An 18,999-nucleotide genomic window follows, 5' to 3' on the forward strand; every position below is an offset into this window, starting at 1 on the left:
GCCGATGGCCATCAGAGCGGTACTTTTCGACATGGACGGCACCCTGCTCGACACCGCGCCGGACTTCATCGCCATCTGCCAGGCGATGCGTGCCGATCGCGGTCTGCCGCCGATCAACGACAAGCACATCCGCGACGAGATTTCCGGCGGGGCCAAGGCCATGGTCGCGGTGACGTTCTCGATGGATCCGGAATCGCCCGGTTTCGAGGAGCTGCGCCAGGAGTTTCTCGAGCGCTATCTGGTCGGTTGCGCAGTGCACAGCAAACTGTTCGACGGCATGGGCGAACTGCTCGCCGACATCGAAAAGGCCAACCTGATCTGGGGCGTGGTCACCAACAAACCGCTGCGCTTCGCCGAGCCGATCATGCAACGCCTGGGGCTGGCCGAGCGTTCGGCGCTGCTGATCTGCCCGGATCATGTGAAGAACAGCAAGCCGGATCCAGAGCCGCTGACCCTCGCCTGCAAGATGCTTGATCTGGATCCGTCGACCGTGCTGTTCATCGGCGATGATCTGCGTGATATCGAGTCGGGCCGCGATGCCGGCACCAAAACCGCTGCGGTGACCTACGGCTACATCCACCCGGACGACAACCCACGGCACTGGGGCGCGGACGTGGTGGTGGATCATCCGCTGGAGTTGCGCAAGGTGCTCGACAGCGCGCTGTGCAGCTGCTGACCTGACTGTTGCAAGCTCCCTGTGTGGCGAGGGGATTTATCCCCGCTGGGCTGCGAAGCGGCCCCCGCTTTTATCCAGGCAATGTGACACACAGGTTTTGCGACGGCTTCGCCGCCGAACGGGGATAAATCCCCTCGCCACAGGGGTGAAGCAGGTCTTCATGAAATGGATTGTGAGGTTCTTATGTTTGATTACACCGCTCGCCCTGAATTGCTGAAGGATCGGGTCATTCTGGTCACCGGTGCCGGGCGCGGCATCGGCGCGGCTGCGGCGAAAACCTATGCCGCCCACGGTGCCACCGTGTTGCTGCTGGGCAAGACCGAAGCCAATCTGACCGAGGTCTACGACGAAATCGAAGCAGCGGGCCACCCGCAACCGGCGGTGATCCCGTTCAACCTCGAGACCGCCTTGCCCCATCAATATGATGAGCTGGCGGCGATGATCGAAACCGAGTTCGGCCATCTCGACGGCCTGCTGCACAACGCTTCGATCATCGGCCCGCGCACGCCGATCGAACAACTCTCCGGCGAAAACTTCATGCGTGTCATGCAGGTCAACGTCAACGCGATGTTCATGCTGACCAGCACCCTGCTGCCGCTGCTCAAGCTGTCCCAGGATGCTTCGGTGGTGTTCACCTCCAGCAGCGTCGGGCGCAAGGGTCGCGCGTACTGGGGCGCTTACGGTGTGTCGAAATTCGCCACCGAAGGCCTGATGCAAACCCTGGCCGATGAAGTCGACGGCGTCGCGCCGGTGCGCTCCAACAGCATCAACCCGGGCGGCACGCGCACCAGCATGCGCGCGCAGGCTTATCCGGGGGAAAACCCGCTGAACAACCCCACACCAGAAGAAATCATGCCGGTCTATCTTTATCTGATGGGTCCCGACAGCGCGGGCGTCAATGGCCAGGCTTTCAACGCCCAATAACGCCATACGTCGCATTTGTTGCCGCGGCAGAATGCTGTCGCGGCAAGCCGTTGCCGCTCATAACCGTCACAAAGCCGCCAATAACCCAGCGCGGCCGCCCGGCATCCATCAGCAAGTCTTTGATTCGAAAAGCTTTAAATAAAATCGAACCGAATGGCACGCGTTTCGCTCTAAATTCCCTCAAAACATGCCGTGTGATGGCCATGGGGCAACGCCGATTTCGATAGCTGACTGATCGTCTTGCGGCAGACTAAACTTACGCCAAACGTCCTACGGGACTGATGGATCAGTACGACGCGCAGCCCATAGCCGCTCTCACCCAGCCTGTAAGACAGACTTACTGCTTAGGGGCTCACGCCATATGAAATCTCCTTCCCAGACCCATGCAATTGACTTCGACAGTGCCAAATTGCAGCGCCTGGGCTTCGGTCAACTACCGGCGCTGATCGAGCGCCCGACCAGCCTGGCGCAACTGCGTCAGCAAATGAGCCTGCAACTGCAAACCAGCCTGGAGCCACAGCGCATCCTTGGCCTGTTCTTCCGCGAAATCCAGCGTCTGGTGCCGCTGGATGCCTTGAGCTATGTGCACAAGGCCAGCGACCTGCGCCTGGAGTTCGGCGCACGCGGCCACCATTCGGTCAGCTACACCCTGAGCCACGAAGGCGAGCACATGGGCGAGCTGGTCTTTCGCCGCAATCAACGCTTCAACGACAAGGAACAGGGCGACCTCGAGTCGCTGCTGTCCTGCCTGCTGTACCCGATGCGCAACGCCCTGCTCTACCGCGCCGCGACCCAAAGTGCCTTGCGCGACCCGTTGACCGGCGCCGGCAACCGGGTGGCCATGGAGCAGACCTTGCAGCGAGAGATAGACATGTCACGCCGGCATGTGCAGCCGTTGTCGGTGCTGATGCTCGACATCGACCACTTCAAACGGGTCAACGACGAACACGGCCATGGCGCTGGTGATGAAGTGCTCAGAGCCATTGCCGCGTCGATCAAGGCACAGCTGCGCAACGTCGACATGGTGTTCCGTTATGGTGGCGAGGAGTTTTTGATCCTGCTGTCCAACACCGGCCGCGAAGCGGCAGCGATGGTCGGCGAGCGTTTGCGTCAGGCGACGCAGTCGGAGGAATATTTTGCCGATGGCCAGTTGATCGAGATCACCGTGAGCCTGGGATGCTCGACGTTACTGCCGGGCGAGTCGGCCGACAGTTTGTTGCGCCGCGCCGACAGTGCGCTCTATGTCGCAAAGCGCGAGGGGCGGAACCGGCTGGCGATGGCCGGCTAAAAATCATTGTGGGAGCGAGCCTGCTCGCGAAGAGGGAGTGTCAGACAACGATTCGTTGCATGACCCACCGCTTTCGCGAGCAGGCTCGCTCCCACAGTTCGATCAGCTCTCGGTTACGGTCCGGCGCTCGCGGTGGACCAACAAGCGCTCCGAAGTCTCCAGCTGCATGCACCGCTCCAGGAACAGGAACATGTAGTCATAGCTCTTGCAGATCGCTTGTCGCAATTCCGCCTGCAACGCCTTGCTCGGGTTCATGCCGGCCAGGGTGCAGATGATTTCCAGCGCTTCCCACGGGTGGGCATCGTCGTACTGTGCGTGCATCTTCAACCACTTCATCGCGCGCTTGCGCTCCTCTTCCGGGAACGCCGCTGCGTAGACCCCGGTCGAGCAGACCACCGCCGACCACTCCCCGGTCGCGCCCTCGATCGCATAGTTGGTCGCGGCAATCGCCACGATCAGCGAATCCGCCGAACTGGTGTGCCAGCACCAGTGACTCAGGGCGTGCAGCTCCGGCGGCACTTGCTGGGCCTGGAGATCTTCGAGGCTGACGCCATGAGCGCGACTCCAGTGCATCCAGTAGTCGGCGTGATTGAGTTCGACGCGAATGTTGCGCATCAGCCAGCGCCGCGCCATGTCTTCGCCGGGATGGCGGGCGAAGCGGGTCTTGGTGAGATTCTGCGCCATGTACAAGGCAAACTGCTCGACCACCGGCCAGCCACCGATCAGGTACTGGCGCATGGTTTTCGCGCTGAGTCTGTTGTCGCGCATGCGCTGATAAAGTTCATGTTCGACAACCCGGCGCTTGCTCTCGCTGCAATCCTTGATGAGCTGTTGCGCCCAGGCAGGATAACTTGCAGCTTCCATGAGGGGTCCGGTTCGGTTGAATGTGTCGATCACTGTTCGGCTCCTTTTGAGTTGTGATGGCAAGGATCGGCGAGAGACTTCAACGGAACGTGCCAGGCGCTTTGAACAACAACGGCTGCGGTCTGGCAGGGCGACTTTGCAAACTGTCACAGGTAAACAACTGCGGACGCTCGATGACATAACCCTGAGCGTAATCCACACCTATTTCAAGCAATGCCTGTTCGATCTGGTTAGTTTCAACAAACTCGGCAATTGTCTGCTTACCCATAACATGGCCGATGTGATTGATCACCTCGACCATTGCCCGATTAATCGGGTCGTCCAGCATATCCTTTACGAAACTCCCGTCGATCTTCAGGAAGTCTACAGGCAAATGTTTCAAGTAAGCGAATGAAGACATTCCGGCACAAAAGTCATCCAGGGAAAAATGACAACCTAAACCTTTGAGTTCATTGATAAAACGAATTGCACTGCCAAGATTTGCGATTGCACTGGTTTCAGTAATTTCAAAACAAATCATTTCAGGGGGTATAGCGTAGTTAACAAACTGCTCTCGCAAGAAGTGCAAAAACGCGTCATCTCCGATAGTAATGCCTGACAGATTAATCGCACACATCGCTAAAGGAAGTTCATGTTCCTGTTCAATACACTGAGCAATAACCTTGAAAACGTTCTGAACTACCCAGCGATCTAACTGGGTCATCAAACCGTACCGTTCCGCCGCCGGGATAAAGCTGTCAGGCAAAATCATCCGCCCGGATTCGTCATGCAAACGCAGGAGGATCTCGATGTGCCCGGCCTGGCCGGGTTGCGGCTTGAGCGGCGCGATCTGCTGGGCATACAGGCAGAAGCGGTTTTCTTCCAGCGCCATGTGCAGCCGTTGCACCCAGGCCATTTCACCGAAACGCATGGACAGTTCGGAATCGTCGGCGTGATAGACCTGCACGCGGTTGCGGCCCTTTTCCTTGGCCATGTAGCAGGCCATGTCCGCCGCACGCAGGGAGGCTTCAAGGGTGGTCGGATTCTGCGCGACATGCACCAGGCCGATACTGACGGTGGTCAAAAACGGCCGCCCCTTCCAGACAAAATGCAGGTTCTGCACGGTCTGGCGCAGGCTTTCGGCAATCTTCTCGGCGATGTCCGGCGGGCAGTTCTCGAGCAAAATCCCGAATTCATCGCCGCCCAGTCGCGCCAGGGTATCGCCCTCGCGCAAGTCTGATTGCAGCAGCGTGCAGATGTGCCGCAGCAACTCATCGCCCGCCGCGTGCCCGCAGGTGTCGTTGACCAGTTTGAACTGATCCAGATCGAGGAACATCAGCGCGTGCCGCCCGGGCTGGCGCGTCAGTTTGTGCAAGGCCTGTTCGAGGCGATATTCGAATTCGCGGCGGTTGGCCAGCCCGGTCAGCGCATCGTGGGTCGCCTGCCAGGACAGATTGGCGATGTATTGCCGCTCCTGGGTCATGTCGTGCAGCACCAGCACCGTGCCGCTGACATTCCCGGCATTGCGGATCGGCGCGCCGACCAGGGTCACCGACAGGGTGCTGCCGTCCAGACGCTGGATCAGCTTGGAATGTTCGCTGCCGCCGCTGAGCTGGCCACTGAGAATGTGCTCGATCAACGTCAGCCCTTCGGTCTGGGCGTTGTCGTCAAGCAGGTTGAACAGCGCCGACAACGGCAGCCCTGCCGCCTGCTCGGCCTTCCAGTGCGTCATGGCCTCGGCGGCCGGGTTCATGTAATCGATCGCGCCGTTGACGTCGGTGGTGATCACGCCATCACCAATCGACTGCAGAGTGATATGCGCGCGATCCTTTTCCAGTTGCAGCGCCTGGGCAAACTCATGGCGCTGCTTGAGCAGTTTGTGCGTGCGCCACAGCGCCAGCGCGATCAGACCCAGCGCGGTGGCCAGGTTGGTGAACAGCAGCAGGCGCATGATCACCCGCGAGCCTTCGCCCAAGGCATCGCTGAAAGCCTTGGCCGCTGGGGTGACTGCATCGTTGATGGCGAAGATCTGTAACTTCCAGCGCTGCACATCGCCGGGACTGGCCTGGTTCTGCGCAATGCCTTGGTGCATCTCCTGCGCGACTTCGTGCAGTCGGTCGAGATAGGCATCGCCAATCGTCCAGCGATCGATCGCGGTTTCCAGATAACTGTAGTGGCGGAAATTGAGGTACAGCCAGATGACGCTGGAGACATCGTCTGGATGATTACCGCCCTTGAGAATGCCTTCGCGCGCCGCTTGCAGATCCGGCGGCTGACGATCCAGAGCCAGACGCAATTGGTGCCCGCCCTGGGGCACGGCGATCGCCGCCAGGTATTTGCGATAGATCGCCTCGTCACGGCTGTCGGCGTAGAGGTTGAGGTAATAGATGGCGTCTTTCTGGTCCTTGGACCACAGGCTTTCGCCAGCGACGTAGCCACGCACGGCCGAAAGCACGTAAAGGCTCACGCCCCCGAGTAATGCCTGGAACACCACGACAGCAATAAAGGGCCAGACGATACCCAACAACCGTGGTGTTCCCAGAGTCTGCTTTTGCTTCATGAGAGTCCTTGCATGAGCACTGCCCGCTCGCCTTCCGGGCGAATTCGCTATGACGAGACTAGGTGGGGTTCTCGTTCAAGGCAAGGCGCGGCGTTACACCGCGCGCAGAACCTCTGACAGGTCGGCGAGGGTTTCGATCAGTGCTGTTGCAAGTTGCCGTAGAGCTTGGCGTACAGACCGCCGTCGGCGATCAGTTGGCGATGGTCGCCGTCCTCGGCGATCTGCCCGCCGTCGAACACCAGCACGCGGTCCGCCTGTTTCACCGCCGACAGGCGATGGGCAATGATCAGCGTGGTGCGGCCATGGAGAAACTTCGCCATCGCCTGGTGCAGGTTGTACTCGGTGGCGGCATCGAGGGCCGAGGTAGCTTCGTCGAGAATTACCACTTTCGGCTCGGCGAGAATCATCCGCGCAATCGCCAGACGCTGGCGCTGACCGCCGGACAAACGCACGCCGGAACGCCCGACGATGCTGTCGAGGCCAGCGGGCAGCGCGCGGATGGTCGCGGCCATCTGCGCGATTTCCAGCGCCTGCCAGCAGGCTTCGTCGCTGCGCATGCGGCCCATGGTCAGGTTGGCGCGCACGCTGTCGTTGAACAGCGCCGGATGCTGCAGCACCACCGCGACGTTCTCGCGCACGGTCTCCAGACCGATCTCCTGCTGGGTCGACCCGCCGAAGCGAATAGTCCCGGCCGCTGGCGTGTACAGTCCCAGCAGCAACTGCACCAAGGTACTTTTGCCGCCGCCGCTGGCGCCGACGATGGCGACTTTTTCACCGGGCAGGATCGACAGGTTCATCTGATCCAGCACCAGCTCGTCGCCGTAACCGAAGCTCAGGCCTTGCACCTCGATGCCGACGGTGTCGCGCCCCTTGAACGGATCGACACCGCCGGGATACTGCGGCTCGTCGGCACGCGCCAGCAGTTCATTGATACGCGCCAGCGCGCCGCCGGCCGCATAGTAGGCGTATTGCAGATTGAGCAACTGTTCGACCGGGCCGATCATGAACCACAGGTAACTGAACACCGCGAGCATCTGCCCGATCGACAGGTCGGAAAACAGCACGGTGAGCATCGCCGCCGCGCGGAAGATGTCGATGCCGAACTGGAACAGCAAACCACTGGCGCGGTTCGAGGCGTCGGTTTTCCACTGCGAGTTGACCGCATAGTTGCGCACTTCCTGCGCGCGCAAACCGAGGCGCCCGAGGAAATAGCCCTGACGATTGCCGGCGCGCACTTCCTGAATCGCGTCGAGGGTTTCACTCAGCGCCTGAGTGAAGCGCGAGGTGCTGTCGTTTTCCAGTTTCTTCAGGTGCTTGACGCGCTTGCCCAACTGCACCGTGGCGTAGATCACCAACGGGTTGAACAGCAGAATCAGCAGCGCCAGTTTCCAGTGCATCCACATCAGGATGCTGGCGGTGCCGACCAGGGTCAGCATGGCGACAAGGAAACGGCTGAGGGTTTCGCCGACGAATTTGTCGAGGGTATCCAGATCGGTGACCAAATGCGTGGTCACCGTGCCGCTGCCGAGGCTTTCGTATTCGCCGAGGGAGATGCGCTTGAGCCGCTCGATCAGGCGCACGCGAATGCGGTAGACGATGTCCTTGGCCAGCCGCGCGAACAGCCGCGACTGCAACACGCCAAAACACAGGGCGCTGCAACGCAAGGTCAGGGTCACCACCAGCATCAGGCCGATATAGCCCGCCGCCTGCTGCCACATGCTCGGCAGGAAATGGTTCATGACTTTCAGCGCGGCATCGCCGTGGCCGAGCAGCACTTCGTCGACCAGCAATGGCAGCAGCAACGGAATCGGCACGCTGCACAGCGTCGCCAGCACGGCCACGCCGTTGGCGATCCACAGGGATTTCTTGTGATGCAGTGCCAGACGACGGACTTCAGCCCAGCTCAGCCGGTCGACACGCTCTACGGCTGGCGTGTCATCGGCGCGGTCAGACACAGGCCGCGCGCTCCAGCCAGCGGCCGAGCAACGGCGACAGCTCGCTGAGCGGTTGATAGCCGTTGGTCAGCAGCGCCAGTTGGCCGTTGCGCTCGGCCAGCAGGGTCGGAAAACCGGCGATGCCCAAGTCCTGGACCCAGGTGAAATCGGCCTGGGTCGCCTTGTGCTGATCGGCATGATCGAACAATGCGGCGAATTCGATACGCGGCACACCGGCCTGCTCTGCCAGTTCGACCAGCACGCTGGCCTGGGTGACATCGCGCCCTTCGACGTAAAACGCCCGCTGGATCAACCCGACCAATGTCCACGCGCAATCCGGCGCCAGACTGCGTGCGGTGACGATGGCGCGACAGGCCGGCTCGGTGTCGTAGACAAAACCGTCGGGCAACGCGCAATCGAACTTGAACGGCTGGCCGGTGGCTTCGGTGACCGCTTGCCAGTGCTCAAGAATGTAGCGCCGCGTGGTCGGCTCCAGCGCCGAACCGCTGCCGGTGCGCAGACCGCCAACCACCAGATGCAGCTCGACCCCGGCTGCCTGCGCCTGCTCGACCAGTGCCTTGGCCACCGGAGCAAACCCCCAGCACCATGAACACATCGGATCCATCACGTAGAGCAGGCGCGCAGACATGGTTAAGCCTCGGTGGATGCTTGCTTATAGTTGTAGCCGATCGGGTGCGGCTGGTTGCGCGCCTTGGCCAGTTCGATCTGCTTTTGCCGATCGATGGCGCTGCGCCGGGTTTTCTCGCTGAGCTTGTCCCAGCAGTGCGGGCAACTGATGCCGGCGACGTAGTGCTCGGAGGCGCGATCTTCAACGCTGACCGGCGTGCGGCAGGCATGACATTGATCGTAGTCGCCTTCAGTCAGGTCGTGACGCACGGTCACGCGGTTGTCGAACACGAAGCAGTCGCCGCGCCACTTGGTTTCTTCCTGCGGCACCTCTTCGAGGTACTTCAGGATGCCGCCCTTGAGGTGGTAAACCTCTTCGAAACCTTCGCCGAGCATGTAGCTCGAGGCCTTCTCGCAGCGAATGCCGCCGGTGCAGAACATCGCGACCTTCTTGTGCACCGCCGGATCGAAGTGTTCTTTGATGTAGTCGGGAAATTCGCGAAAACTGGTGGTTTTCGGATCGATGGCGCCTTCGAAGGTGCCGATCGACACTTCGTAATCGTTGCGCGTGTCGATCAATAGCACTTCCGGGTCGCTGATCAACGCGTTCCAGTCTTGCGGCTCGACGTAAGTGCCGACCTTCTTGTTCGGGTCGACGCCCTCGACGCCGAGGGTGACGATCTCTTTCTTCAGCTTGACCTTGGTGCGATAGAACGGCTGCTCGTCGCAGTACGATTCCTTGTGGTCGATGTCGACCATGCGCGGATCGTTCTTGAGCCAGGCGAGCAGGCCGTCGATGCCTTCGCGGCTGCCGGAAACCGTGCCGTTGATGCCTTCTTCGGCGATCAGCAGAGTGCCTTTGATGCCGTTGTCGACCATCGCTTGCAGCAGTGGCTCGCGCAGGTCAACGTAATCTTCGAGGGTGACGAACTTGTACAGTGCCGCCACGACAATCGGTTGTGTCATGGGTATTTCTCCAGGTGGCTACCCTCGCAAAGGGTGAACCGGATTCAAAAAAAACGCGCCGGCTAAGCGGCGCGTCGGGATTTTAGCAAAAAAGCAGCTACAAGCTCCAAGCTTAAAGCGGCAAGCCAAAACTCATCCGCCTTTAACTTGCAGCTTGCCGCTTGAAGCTTACCGCTGATCCCCTCCTGCACAGGTCGGCGACGCCGGGGCGCCGTCGATCTCTGCCCATTCCTGCGGGGTGTAGGTGTGCAGCGCCAACGCATGGAACTCGCCCATCAGCTCGCCGAGCGTGCCGTAGACTTTCTGGTGGCGCTTGACCCGGTTCAGGCCTTGGAACTGCGCGCTGACCACCACCGCCTTGTAGTGGGTCTGTGACCCGCGACTGTGCATGTGGCTTTCGTCCAGCACTTGCAGGTGCTCAGGCTGTAACAGGGCCAGCGTCGATTCGATGCGTTGTTGCATGGTCATCACGAACTCCGCTTACTTCTTCTTGGCTGGCGCCGCGGCCGGGGTCAGCTCTTTGGTCATGTCGTCGAGCAGCTTGTTGACCACAGGCACCGCGCTTTCCAGTTTGCCCTGGGTCATCTGCGCCGACTGCTGGGTCAGCTGCGGCATTTTTTCCAGGACCTTTTTGCCCAGTGGCGACTGGTAGAAGGCAACCAGATCCTTGAGCTCGGATTCGCTGAAGTTGCTGGTGTAGAGCTTGACCATGTCGGGCTTGAGCTTGTTCCAGCCGATGGCCTGGTCCAGCGCAGCGTTGGCCTTGGCCTGGTAGGTTTCGAGCACGGCTTTCTTCGACTCAGGCGCTTTGGTCTGTTCAAAGCGCTGGGCGAACATTTGCTGCACTTGCATGTACACCGGGGTACCCAGCTTGTCAGCGTGAGCCAGCGTCAGGAAAGCTTCGGCACTGGCGTTGTGGCTGGCGGTATCGGCAAGCACCTGGCCGCTGGCGCAAACCAGTGCAACCGCGGTACAGATGGCGCGAAGACGAGTCATCGAGTTTCCTTTAAGCAAAGCGAGGTCGAACCCCAAGGGCGACCATTCTGCGCCTAACAATCGCTGCGGCTCAACCCCCGAGCCTTGCCGCGCTTGATCGGCGGGGTTTTGCGGTCAACAATCGAGCCGATGGAACCACCCGGGCCGACGCCGGCCTAAATTGCGCCAACAGACCAACAGGAGTGTGCACGATGAGCCGTATCGAAACCGACAGCCTGGGCCAGATCGAGGTCCCGGACGACGCTTACTGGGGTGCTCAGACGCAACGCTCGCTGATCAACTTCGCCATCGGTCAGGAACGCATGCCGCTACCGGTGCTGCACGCCCTGGCCCTGATCAAGAAAGCCGCCGCGCGGGTCAACGACCGCAACGGCGACCTGCCCGCCGACATCGCCCGCCTGATCGAACAGGCCGCCGATGAAGTGCTCGCCGGCGAGCATGACGAGCAGTTCCCGCTGGTGGTCTGGCAGACCGGCAGCGGCACCCAGAGCAACATGAATGTCAACGAGGTGATCGCCGGTCGCGCCAACGAACTGGCCGGCAACCCGCGCGGCGGCAAGTCGCCGGTACACCCGAACGATCACGTCAATCGCTCGCAAAGTTCCAACGACTGCTTCCCCACCGCCATGAGCATCGCCACCGCGAAAGCGGTGCAGGAACAACTGCTGCCGGCGATTGCCGAGCTGTCCGGCGGCCTCGCTGAACTGGCGGCGCGGCACATGAAGCTGGTGAAGACCGGGCGCACGCACATGATGGACGCGACGCCGATCACCTTCGGTCAGGAACTGTCCGGCTTCATCGCGCAACTGGATTACGCCGAGCGCGCGATTCGCGCGGCGCTACCGGCGGTTTGCGAACTGGCGCAGGGCGGCACCGCCGTCGGTACTGGGTTGAATTCGCCGCACGGCTTCGGTGAGGCGATTGCCGCCGAACTCGCTGCGCTGTCCGGCCTGCCGTTCGTCACCGCACCGAACAAATTCGCTGCACTGGCCGGCCATGAGCCGCTGGTCACCCTGTCCGGCGCGCTGAAAACCCTCGCCGTGGCGCTGATGAAAATCGCCAACGACTTGCGCCTGCTGGGCTCAGGTCCGCGTGCGGGTTTCGCTGAAGTGAAGCTGCCGGCCAACGAACCGGGCAGCTCGATCATGCCCGGCAAGGTCAACCCGACCCAGTGCGAAGCGCTGTCGATGCTCGCCTGTCAGGTGCTCGGCAACGATGTGGCGATCGGCTTTGCCGCGAGCCAAGGGCACTTGCAGTTGAACGTGTTCAAACCGGTAATCATCCACAACCTGCTGCAATCGATCCGTTTGCTCGGCGATGGCTGCAGCAACTTCCAGCAGCACTGCATTGCCGGACTCGAGCCGGATGCCGAGGCCATGGCCAAGCATCTGGAACGTGGGCTGATGCTGGTGACCGCGCTGAACCCGCACATCGGTTATGACAAGTCGGCGGAAATCGCCAAGAAGGCTTACAGCGAAGGGCTGACCTTGCGCGAGGCGGCGTTGCAGCTGGGTTATCTGACCGATGAAGAGTTCGATGCCTGGGTGCGGCCGGAGAACATGATCGAGGCTGGCGCCAAGGGCTGAGTCATGTAGCGCCTGAAAGTCCGTCTTCGCGAGCAGGCTCGCTCCCACAGTGGACCGCATTCTCATGCTGGAAATGCGCTCAAATGTGGGAGCGAGCCTGCTCGCGAATTCAGGCGCCGCCGATCGTCAGCCAGGCACAACCCTGGCCCGCCGCGCCCTGAGCCCGGCAATCAACGACGGCCCCAACGCCACCAGCGCCGAACCCAGCACCACCAGCACCGCCCCGCCGTAGCCCAGCGCATTGATCTGCTCGGCATGCACGTAGTCCGGCCAGATCCGCGCCGCTATCGCCACCGCCACAAACGTCACCAGCGGCGTGATTGCCAATGTTGCGCTAACTCGCGATGCTTCCCAGTGCGCCAGTGCTTCGGCGAATGCGCCGTAGGCGATCAAGGTGTTCATGCAGCACGCCAACAGCAGCCAGCCCTGCAGCGGGCTCAGGTTCAGCGCTTCCAGCGGATGCACCCACGGCGTCAGCAGCAGCGCGCAGAACAGGTAGATCACCATCATCACCTGTAGCGAATTCCACACCGTGAGCAATTGCTTCTGGCCCAGCGCATAGAAGGTCCAGACCGTCGACGCCAGCAGCACCAAGAGCACGCCGGCGGTGTAGTCGGACAGCGAAGTCAGCAGCTCGGCCAGGCGCTGATTGAAGAACAGTCCGAAACCGATCAGCAGCACCAGCAAGCCGATGCCCTGGCCGATGCTGAAGCGTTCCTTGAACACGAACAGACTGGCGATCAGCAGCATGATCGGGCCCATTTGCACCACCAATTGCGCGGTGCCGGGGCTGAGCAGGTTGAGGCCCATCAGGTACAACACGTAATTGCCGACCAGCCCCAGTACCGCCATCAGCACCAGCCAGCCACCCTTCGGCCCGAGCACCCTGCGACTTGGCAGGCGCTTGACCGACGCCAGATAGATGAACAGGCAGCCACCGGACACCATCAGGCGAAACCAGGTCACCGTGACCGGGTCCATCACCTGCAATACCTGTTTGAGCTTGATCGGCAGGATGCCCCACAGAAACGCGGTCAGCAGCGCCAGGAACAGTCCGTACACCCAGCGCCCCGATGAAATGTGCATGCGAACCCCAAAAGCCTGCTGACAAGAGCACTCATTCTAGGCGTCCGGCTGCGCACAACACAGGGACAGTTGCCGGCAGGCCGCGAATGAAACTGTGCAGGTCGCAGCAGTAAACCGGCGCGCCGCCGTTGATCGGCCGGGCAGGCGCGCCAAGTGCTTCAGGCATAAGCTGATTGCAGACTTTTCAACGCATATCAGGGAGACCGACATGTACGCCATGCGCGCCGAGGACAGCGCCCCCGCCACCCGTTTTCGCAGCGACCGCGTGTGTCGGGTCAATGGCGAGCTGTATTTCAGCACCCGGGAAAATACCCTTGAAGGGCCGTATGACGGTCAGGTGATCGAGCGGGAGATTCAGGCTTATATAGCGCGGATGCAGCGGCAGGATTCCAGCCGCTGAACCGTGGCGCTGCCTTCGCGAGCAGGCTCGCTCTCACAGGGGAATGCGATCACCTGTGGGAGCGAGCCTGCTCGCGAAGGGGCCTGAACAGGCAACCAATCCTTTAGCGCACCGCCTCAAACAACCCACTCGCCCCCATCCCGCCACCCACGCACATGGTGACGATGCCGTAACGCAAATTGCGCCGCTGCAATTCCCGAATCAGATGCCCGACCTGGCGCGAGCCGGTCATGCCGAACGGGTGGCCGATGGAAATCGAGCCGCCATTGACGTTGTATTTGTCGTTGTCGATCTCCAGCCGGTCGCGGCTGTACAGGCACTGCGAAGCGAACGCCTCGTTCAATTCCCACAGATCGATATCCGCCACTTGCAGGCCCTTGGCCTTGAGCAGTTTCGGCACCGAGAACACCGGGCCGATGCCCATTTCGTCCGGCTCGCAACCGGCCACGGTGAAGCCACGGAAAAACGCCTTCGGCTTGAGCCCCAGCTCCAGCGCTTTGTCCAGACTCATGACCAGTGTCATCGACGCACCGTCGGACAGCTGCGATGAATTGCCCGCCGTCACCGAACCGTCGTCGGCGAACACCGGTTTCAAACCGGCAAGGCTTTCGTAGGTGGTGTCCGGGCGGTTGCAGTCGTCGCGCTCGACCACGCCGTCGACAATTTGTACGTCGCCACTGTTCTTGTCCTCGACCCGGTATTTCACCGCCATCGGCACGATTTCATCATCGAACAAACCCGCAGCCTGGGCCTGGGCCGTGCGCAGCTGACTTTGCAGCGCATAACGATCCTGCGCCTCGCGGCTGACACCGTAACGGCGCGCCACCACTTCGGCGGTCTGGCCCATGGTGTAGTAGATGCCGGGAGTCTGTTGCTTGAGCAGCGGGTTGATCAGATGATCGGTGTTGACGCTCTTCAGGGTCAGGCTGATCGACTCGACGCCGCCGGCGACGATGATGTCGCTGCAACCGGAGGCGATCTGGTTGGCGGCAATCGCAATCGCCTGCAAACCCGACGAGCAGAAACGGTTGAGGGTCATGCCGGCGGTGCCGGTGCCCAGGCGCGACAGTACCGCGACATTGCGGCCAATGTTGTAGCCCTGCGCGCCCTCGTTGGAGCCGGCGCCGACGATGCAGTCCTCGACGCTGGCCGGGTCGATATCGTTGCGGGTCAGCAGGGCATTGACGCAGTGGGCCGCCATGTCATCGGGGCGGGTCTGGTTGAACTTGCCGCGAAAGGATTTGGCCAGGCCGGTCCGCACGCTGTCGACGATCACCACTTCACGCATGGCATACCTCATTGTTGTTGTCGGTTGAGAGTGAACCTGAGCATAAGTCCACCTTCTTGCCGACCGCGAGGATCATTCACCCGGCGTATGCGCGGCCATCGCTTCAGTCCTTGTGCTTTTTGGCCTTCTTGTCGGATTTCTCGAACGCGTCTTCCAGCGCGCGGTTGATCGTGCGCAACACTTTCACCCGCGCCCAGCGTTTGTCGTTGGCCTCGACCAGCGTCCACGGCGCGATCTCGGTGCTGGTGCGATCGACCATGTCGCCGACCGCCCGGCGATAGTCGTCCCACTTTTCGCGGTTGCGCCAGTCGTCTTCGGTGATCTTGAAGCGCTTGAAGGAAATCTCTTCGCGCTCCTGAAAGCGTTCCATCTGCGTGTCCTTGTCGATGGCCAGCCAGAACTTGACCACGATGACGCCGGCATCGGCCAGTTGCTCTTCGAAGTCATTGATTTCGCCGTAGGCGCGCAGCCAGTCGGCCGGGGTGCAGAAGCCTTCGATCCGCTCGACCAGCACCCGCCCGTACCAGGAGCGGTCGAACACGGTGAATTTGCCCCGCGCCGGAAGGTGCCGCCAGAACCGCCACAGGTACGGTTGCGCGCGCTCTTCTTCGGTGGGCGCGGCGATCGGCACGATGCTGTACTGACGCGGATCGAGCGCCGCTGCCACGCGGCGAATCGCCCCGCCCTTGCCCGCCGCGTCGTTACCCTCGAATACCGCCACCAGCGCATGGCGGCGCATGCGTTTGTCGCGCATCAGCCCGGACAGACGCGCCTGTTCGGTGATCAGTTGTTCTTCATAGTCTTTCTTGTCCAGACGCTGGGTCAGGTCAAGGCTGTCGAGCAGGTTCAACTGATCGACCGGCGTGCCCAGCGGCGCGGCACTGACTTCGTGGGGATTGACGTCGGCGCGCTTGAGCGCACTTTGCAGGCCTTCGAGGAGAATCTTGCCCACCGCCAGGCTGCGGTAATTGGCATCGACGCCTTCGATGACATGCCACGGCGCGTAATCGCGACTGGTACGGCGCAGCACGCGCTCGCCGTATTTGACGAACTTGTCGTAGGTCTGCGACTGCTGCCAGTCCAGCGGACTGATGCGCCAGCTGTGCAGTGGGTCGTCGGCCAGCGATTTGAGCCGCGCTTTCATTTGCTTCTTGGACAGGTGAAACCAGAACTTGAAGATCAGCGCGCCTTCATCGCAGAGCATCTTTTCCAGACGCTCAGCGCCGGCGATGGCCTGGTCCAGACGCGGATCCTTGAACAACCCATGCACCCGCCCCTGGAGCATCTGGCTGTACCAGTTGCCGAAGAACACGCCCATCCGCCCCTTGGCCGGCAGCATCCGCCAGTAGCGCCACGCCGGTGGCCGCGCCAGTTCTTCATCGGTTTGTTGGTCGAAGGTGCGCACTTCGATCAGGCGCGGGTCCATCCATTCGTTGAGCAGCTTGACCGTCTCGCCCTTGCCCGCCCCTTCGATGCCGTTGATCAGGATGATCACCGGAAAGCGCTTCTGCTGCTGCAACTCGAACTGCGCTTCCAGCAAGGCTTCACGCAGCGCAGGGACCGCCGCCTCGTAAGTGTCTTTGTCGATGGCGTGACCGATTTCAGCGGATTCAAACATGGGACGGCTCCTTCCAGGGTTCAGCAAGACTAGCGGATGATTGCAGCACCTGAACAGATCGCAGCCTTCGGCAGCTCCTACATTTGCAATGCGTTTCCCTGTAGGAGCTGCCGAAGGCTGCGATCTTTTGAAATTTTCCCTGACACGCCCAAATCCCGTCTTGTGCTGGATCAGGCAGCTCGCGCGTGATCAGCTAGAATGGCCGCCTTGTGTTTGCCGAGCCTGCCATGAAAGCCGAAATGCCCCACGCCCAACTCGACTGGGACGACCACGGACGCCCACGTTCGCGGGTGTTCGATGACGTGTATTTTTCCGATCAGTCAGGGCTGGAGGAAACCCGTTACGTGTTTCTTGAACAGAACCGTCTGGCCGAGCGTTTCGCTGCGCTGCCGGCCGATGGACGGCTGGTCATTGGCGAAACCGGCTTCGGCACCGGGCTGAATTTTCTCTGTGCCTGGCAGCTGTTCGAACAGCACGCAGTGGCCGGCGCACGCCTGCATTTTGTCAGTGTGGAAAAGTACCCGCTGGCGCCTGCGGATCTGCGTCGGGCCTTGGCGCTGTGGCCGCAACTCAAGCCATTGGCCGATCAGTTGCTCAAACAGTACGTGGCGATTCATCAAGGTTTTCAGCGCATCACTCTGGCCGAAGGTCGAGTGACGCTGACCTTGCTGATCGGCGATGCGCTGGAGCAACTGCCGCAACTCGATGCACAGATCGACGCGTGGTTCCTCGATGGTTTCGCCCCGGCGAAAAATCCGGACATGTGGACTGCCGAGCTGTTCGTCGAACTGGCGCGCCTCGCCGCGCCGGGATCGACCATCAGCACCTTCACCAGCACCGGTTGGGTCCGCCGTTTGCTCAACGCTGCCGGGTTCAAGATGAAGCGCACACCGGGCATCGGCCACAAGTGGGAAATCCTGCGTGGCGAATTTCTCGGCTGGCCCGCCGAGGTGGCGGCGCCAATACCGGCGAAACCCTGGTTCGCCCGCCCTGCTCCGTTGCGCGGTGAGCGCCGGGCGCTGGTGATCGGCGCGGGCCTGGCCGGCTGCGCGACGGCGTCGAGTCTGGCGGCGCGCGGCTGGCAGGTGAGTCTGCTCGAGCGTCACGCGTCGGTGGCGCAGGAAGCTTCGGGGAATCCGCAAGGCGTGCTCTATCTCAAGTTGTCCGCCCATGGCACGGCGTTGTCGCAGTTGATCGTCAGTGGCTTCGGTTACACCCGGCGCCTGCTGGAAAGCCTGCAACGCGGCAGCGACTGGGATGACTGCGGTGTGCTGCAACTGGCGTTCAATGCCAAGGAAGCCGAGCGCCACGCGCAACTGGCGGCTGCGTTTCCCGAAGATCTCTTGCAGTGGCTGGAACAGCCGCAAGCGCAGGCTCGCGCCGGTGTCGGCGTGGCTCATGGCGGCTTGTTCTACCCCGAGGGTGGCTGGGTGCATCCGCCGGCACTGTGTCGGGCCCAGGCGATGCACGCCAACATTGAATTGCTCAGCCATCAAGAAGCTTTGGCACTGCGCAAAGTCGCTGACCATTGGCAAGCGTTCGACGGCGAGCGTTTGCTCGCCAGTGCGCCGGTGGTGATCCTGGCCGGTGCTGCCGAAATCAAACGTTTTGCCCAGAGTGCCGAATTGCCGCTCAAGCGCATTCGCGGGCAGATCACGCGTCTGCCTGAAACCGCAGACAGTCGTGCGCTGGCCACCGTGGTGTGCGCCGAGGGCTACGTCGCCCCGGCGCGTCTGGGCGAGCACACCCTGGGCGCGAGTTTCGACTTCAACAGCGACGACCTGACGCCCACGACTGCCGAGCACCAAGGCAATCTGGCGATGCTCGAAGAAATTTCCAGCGACCTGCTGACCCGCCTCAACATCAACGAGCAGCCACTGGAGAATCTTGAGGGCCGCGCCGCCTTCCGCTGCACCAGCCCCGATTACCTGCCGATTGTCGGTCCGCTCGCTGATTTGCAAAACTTCAATCAAACCTACGCAGCGTTGAGCAAGGACGCCCGGCAAGTGCCGGACATCGCCTGCCCTTGGCTCGATGGCCTGTACGTCAACAGCGGCCACGGTTCTCGCGGGCTGATCACCGCGCCGCTGTCCGGCGAACTGCTCGCCGCGTGGCTGGATAACGAGCCGCTGCCGTTGCCACGCAGCGTCGCCGAAGCCTGCCATCCCAACCGTTTCGCATTACGTCAGCTGATTCGCGGCAAGTGA

17 protein-coding genes are annotated in these 18,999 nt (G+C 61.5%); 6 read left to right on the plus strand and 11 right to left on the minus strand.

Features of this window, described 5'->3' with window-relative positions; all coding sequences use genetic code 11:
* The first annotated feature begins 4 nt into the window (after positions 1-4).
* Both mupP and PS14A_RS17640 read left to right on the plus strand, forming a co-directional pair.
* Entirely contained in the window at positions 5-676 is a 672-nt protein-coding gene (mupP, locus tag PS14A_RS17635; RefSeq protein ID WP_137213852.1) for an N-acetylmuramic acid 6-phosphate phosphatase MupP, read from the plus strand.
* Between the two features lie 183 nt (positions 677-859).
* Positions 860-1,600 carry a YciK family oxidoreductase gene (locus PS14A_RS17640; RefSeq protein WP_212616862.1) on the plus strand — a complete coding sequence of 247 codons (741 nt, stop codon included), beginning with the start codon at positions 860-862 and terminating at the stop codon, positions 1,598-1,600.
* On the opposite strand, the gene PS14A_RS17645 is transcribed toward PS14A_RS17640, so the two are convergent.
* Positions 1,587-1,805: a hypothetical protein gene (locus tag PS14A_RS17645; protein ID WP_137213854.1), complete on the minus strand. Its 219-nt coding sequence runs from the start codon at positions 1,803-1,805 to the stop codon at positions 1,587-1,589. The genes PS14A_RS17640 and PS14A_RS17645 overlap by 14 nt on opposite strands.
* A gap of 156 nt (positions 1,806-1,961) precedes the next feature.
* Between PS14A_RS17645 and PS14A_RS17650 the strand changes: the two genes are divergently transcribed.
* Positions 1,962-2,888 (plus strand): GGDEF domain-containing protein, encoded by a 927-nt coding sequence (locus tag PS14A_RS17650; RefSeq protein ID WP_212616863.1) that lies wholly within the window; start codon positions 1,962-1,964, stop codon positions 2,886-2,888.
* A 102-nt stretch (positions 2,889-2,990) separates the two neighbouring features.
* Here PS14A_RS17650 and PS14A_RS17655 read toward each other — a convergent pair whose 3' ends face one another.
* The 7 genes from PS14A_RS17655 to PS14A_RS17685 form a co-directional block, all read right to left on the minus strand.
* On the minus strand, positions 2,991-3,785 hold the full coding sequence (locus tag PS14A_RS17655) for an iron-containing redox enzyme family protein (RefSeq protein WP_212616864.1): 795 nt from the start codon (positions 3,783-3,785) through the stop codon (positions 2,991-2,993).
* A gap of 46 nt (positions 3,786-3,831) precedes the next feature.
* The gene (locus tag PS14A_RS17660) at positions 3,832-6,291 is read right to left on the minus strand and encodes an EAL domain-containing protein (protein ID WP_212616865.1); all 2,460 of its coding nucleotides are present in this window, start codon (positions 6,289-6,291) and stop codon (positions 3,832-3,834) included.
* A gap of 137 nt (positions 6,292-6,428) precedes the next feature.
* On the minus strand, positions 6,429-8,246 hold the full coding sequence (locus PS14A_RS17665; protein WP_137213858.1) for an ABC transporter ATP-binding protein: 1,818 nt from the start codon (positions 8,244-8,246) through the stop codon (positions 6,429-6,431).
* Complete coding sequence (locus tag PS14A_RS17670; protein ID WP_178084475.1) at positions 8,239-8,841, minus strand: DsbA family protein; 603 nt, start codon at positions 8,839-8,841, stop codon at positions 8,239-8,241. The genes PS14A_RS17665 and PS14A_RS17670 overlap by 8 nt, the downstream gene beginning before the upstream one ends.
* A 35-nt stretch (positions 8,842-8,876) precedes the next feature.
* Positions 8,877-9,818, minus strand: a complete 942-nt coding sequence (locus PS14A_RS17675; RefSeq protein ID WP_016770934.1) for a rhodanese-related sulfurtransferase — start codon at positions 9,816-9,818, stop codon at positions 8,877-8,879.
* Positions 9,819-9,986: 168 nt separating this feature from the next.
* A complete protein-coding gene (locus PS14A_RS17680; protein WP_212616866.1) occupies positions 9,987-10,286 on the minus strand; it encodes a BolA family protein in 300 nt (99 codons plus the stop codon).
* A gap of 12 nt (positions 10,287-10,298) precedes the next feature.
* Positions 10,299-10,814, minus strand: coding sequence for a DUF2059 domain-containing protein (locus PS14A_RS17685; RefSeq protein ID WP_016770936.1), 516 nt, complete (start codon positions 10,812-10,814; stop codon positions 10,299-10,301).
* Positions 10,815-11,005: 191 nt separating this feature from the next.
* On the opposite strand from PS14A_RS17685, the gene PS14A_RS17690 reads away from it, so the two are divergent.
* On the plus strand, positions 11,006-12,400 hold the full coding sequence (locus tag PS14A_RS17690) for a class II fumarate hydratase (protein ID WP_130910330.1): 1,395 nt from the start codon (positions 11,006-11,008) through the stop codon (positions 12,398-12,400).
* Positions 12,401-12,526: 126 nt separating this feature from the next.
* Here the strand turns inward: PS14A_RS17690 and PS14A_RS17695 are convergent, their stop codons facing one another.
* On the minus strand, positions 12,527-13,486 hold the full coding sequence (locus PS14A_RS17695; protein ID WP_212616867.1) for a DMT family transporter: 960 nt from the start codon (positions 13,484-13,486) through the stop codon (positions 12,527-12,529).
* A 208-nt stretch (positions 13,487-13,694) separates the two neighbouring features.
* Here PS14A_RS17695 and PS14A_RS17700 point away from each other — a divergent pair, with 208 nt between their 5' ends.
* Entirely contained in the window at positions 13,695-13,886 is a 192-nt protein-coding gene (locus PS14A_RS17700) for a DUF6316 family protein (protein WP_133339493.1), read from the plus strand.
* Between the two features lie 103 nt (positions 13,887-13,989).
* On the opposite strand, the gene PS14A_RS17705 is transcribed toward PS14A_RS17700, so the two are convergent.
* Positions 13,990-15,174 carry a thiolase family protein gene (locus tag PS14A_RS17705; RefSeq protein ID WP_130911917.1) on the minus strand — a complete coding sequence of 395 codons (1,185 nt, stop codon included), beginning with the start codon at positions 15,172-15,174 and terminating at the stop codon, positions 13,990-13,992.
* A 103-nt stretch (positions 15,175-15,277) separates the two neighbouring features.
* The gene (pap, locus tag PS14A_RS17710) at positions 15,278-16,792 is read right to left on the minus strand and encodes a polyphosphate:AMP phosphotransferase (RefSeq protein WP_016770941.1); all 1,515 of its coding nucleotides are present in this window, start codon (positions 16,790-16,792) and stop codon (positions 15,278-15,280) included.
* 227 nt (positions 16,793-17,019) lie between these two features.
* Between pap and mnmC the strand changes: the two genes are divergently transcribed.
* A complete protein-coding gene (gene mnmC / locus PS14A_RS17715) occupies positions 17,020-18,999 on the plus strand; it encodes a bifunctional tRNA (5-methylaminomethyl-2-thiouridine)(34)-methyltransferase MnmD/FAD-dependent 5-carboxymethylaminomethyl-2-thiouridine(34) oxidoreductase MnmC (protein WP_212616868.1) in 1,980 nt (659 codons plus the stop codon).

The organism is Pseudomonas sp. 14A (genome assembly GCF_018132745.1).
GTDB classification, from domain to species: Bacteria; Pseudomonadota; Gammaproteobacteria; order Pseudomonadales; family Pseudomonadaceae; genus Aquipseudomonas; species Aquipseudomonas mercuritolerans.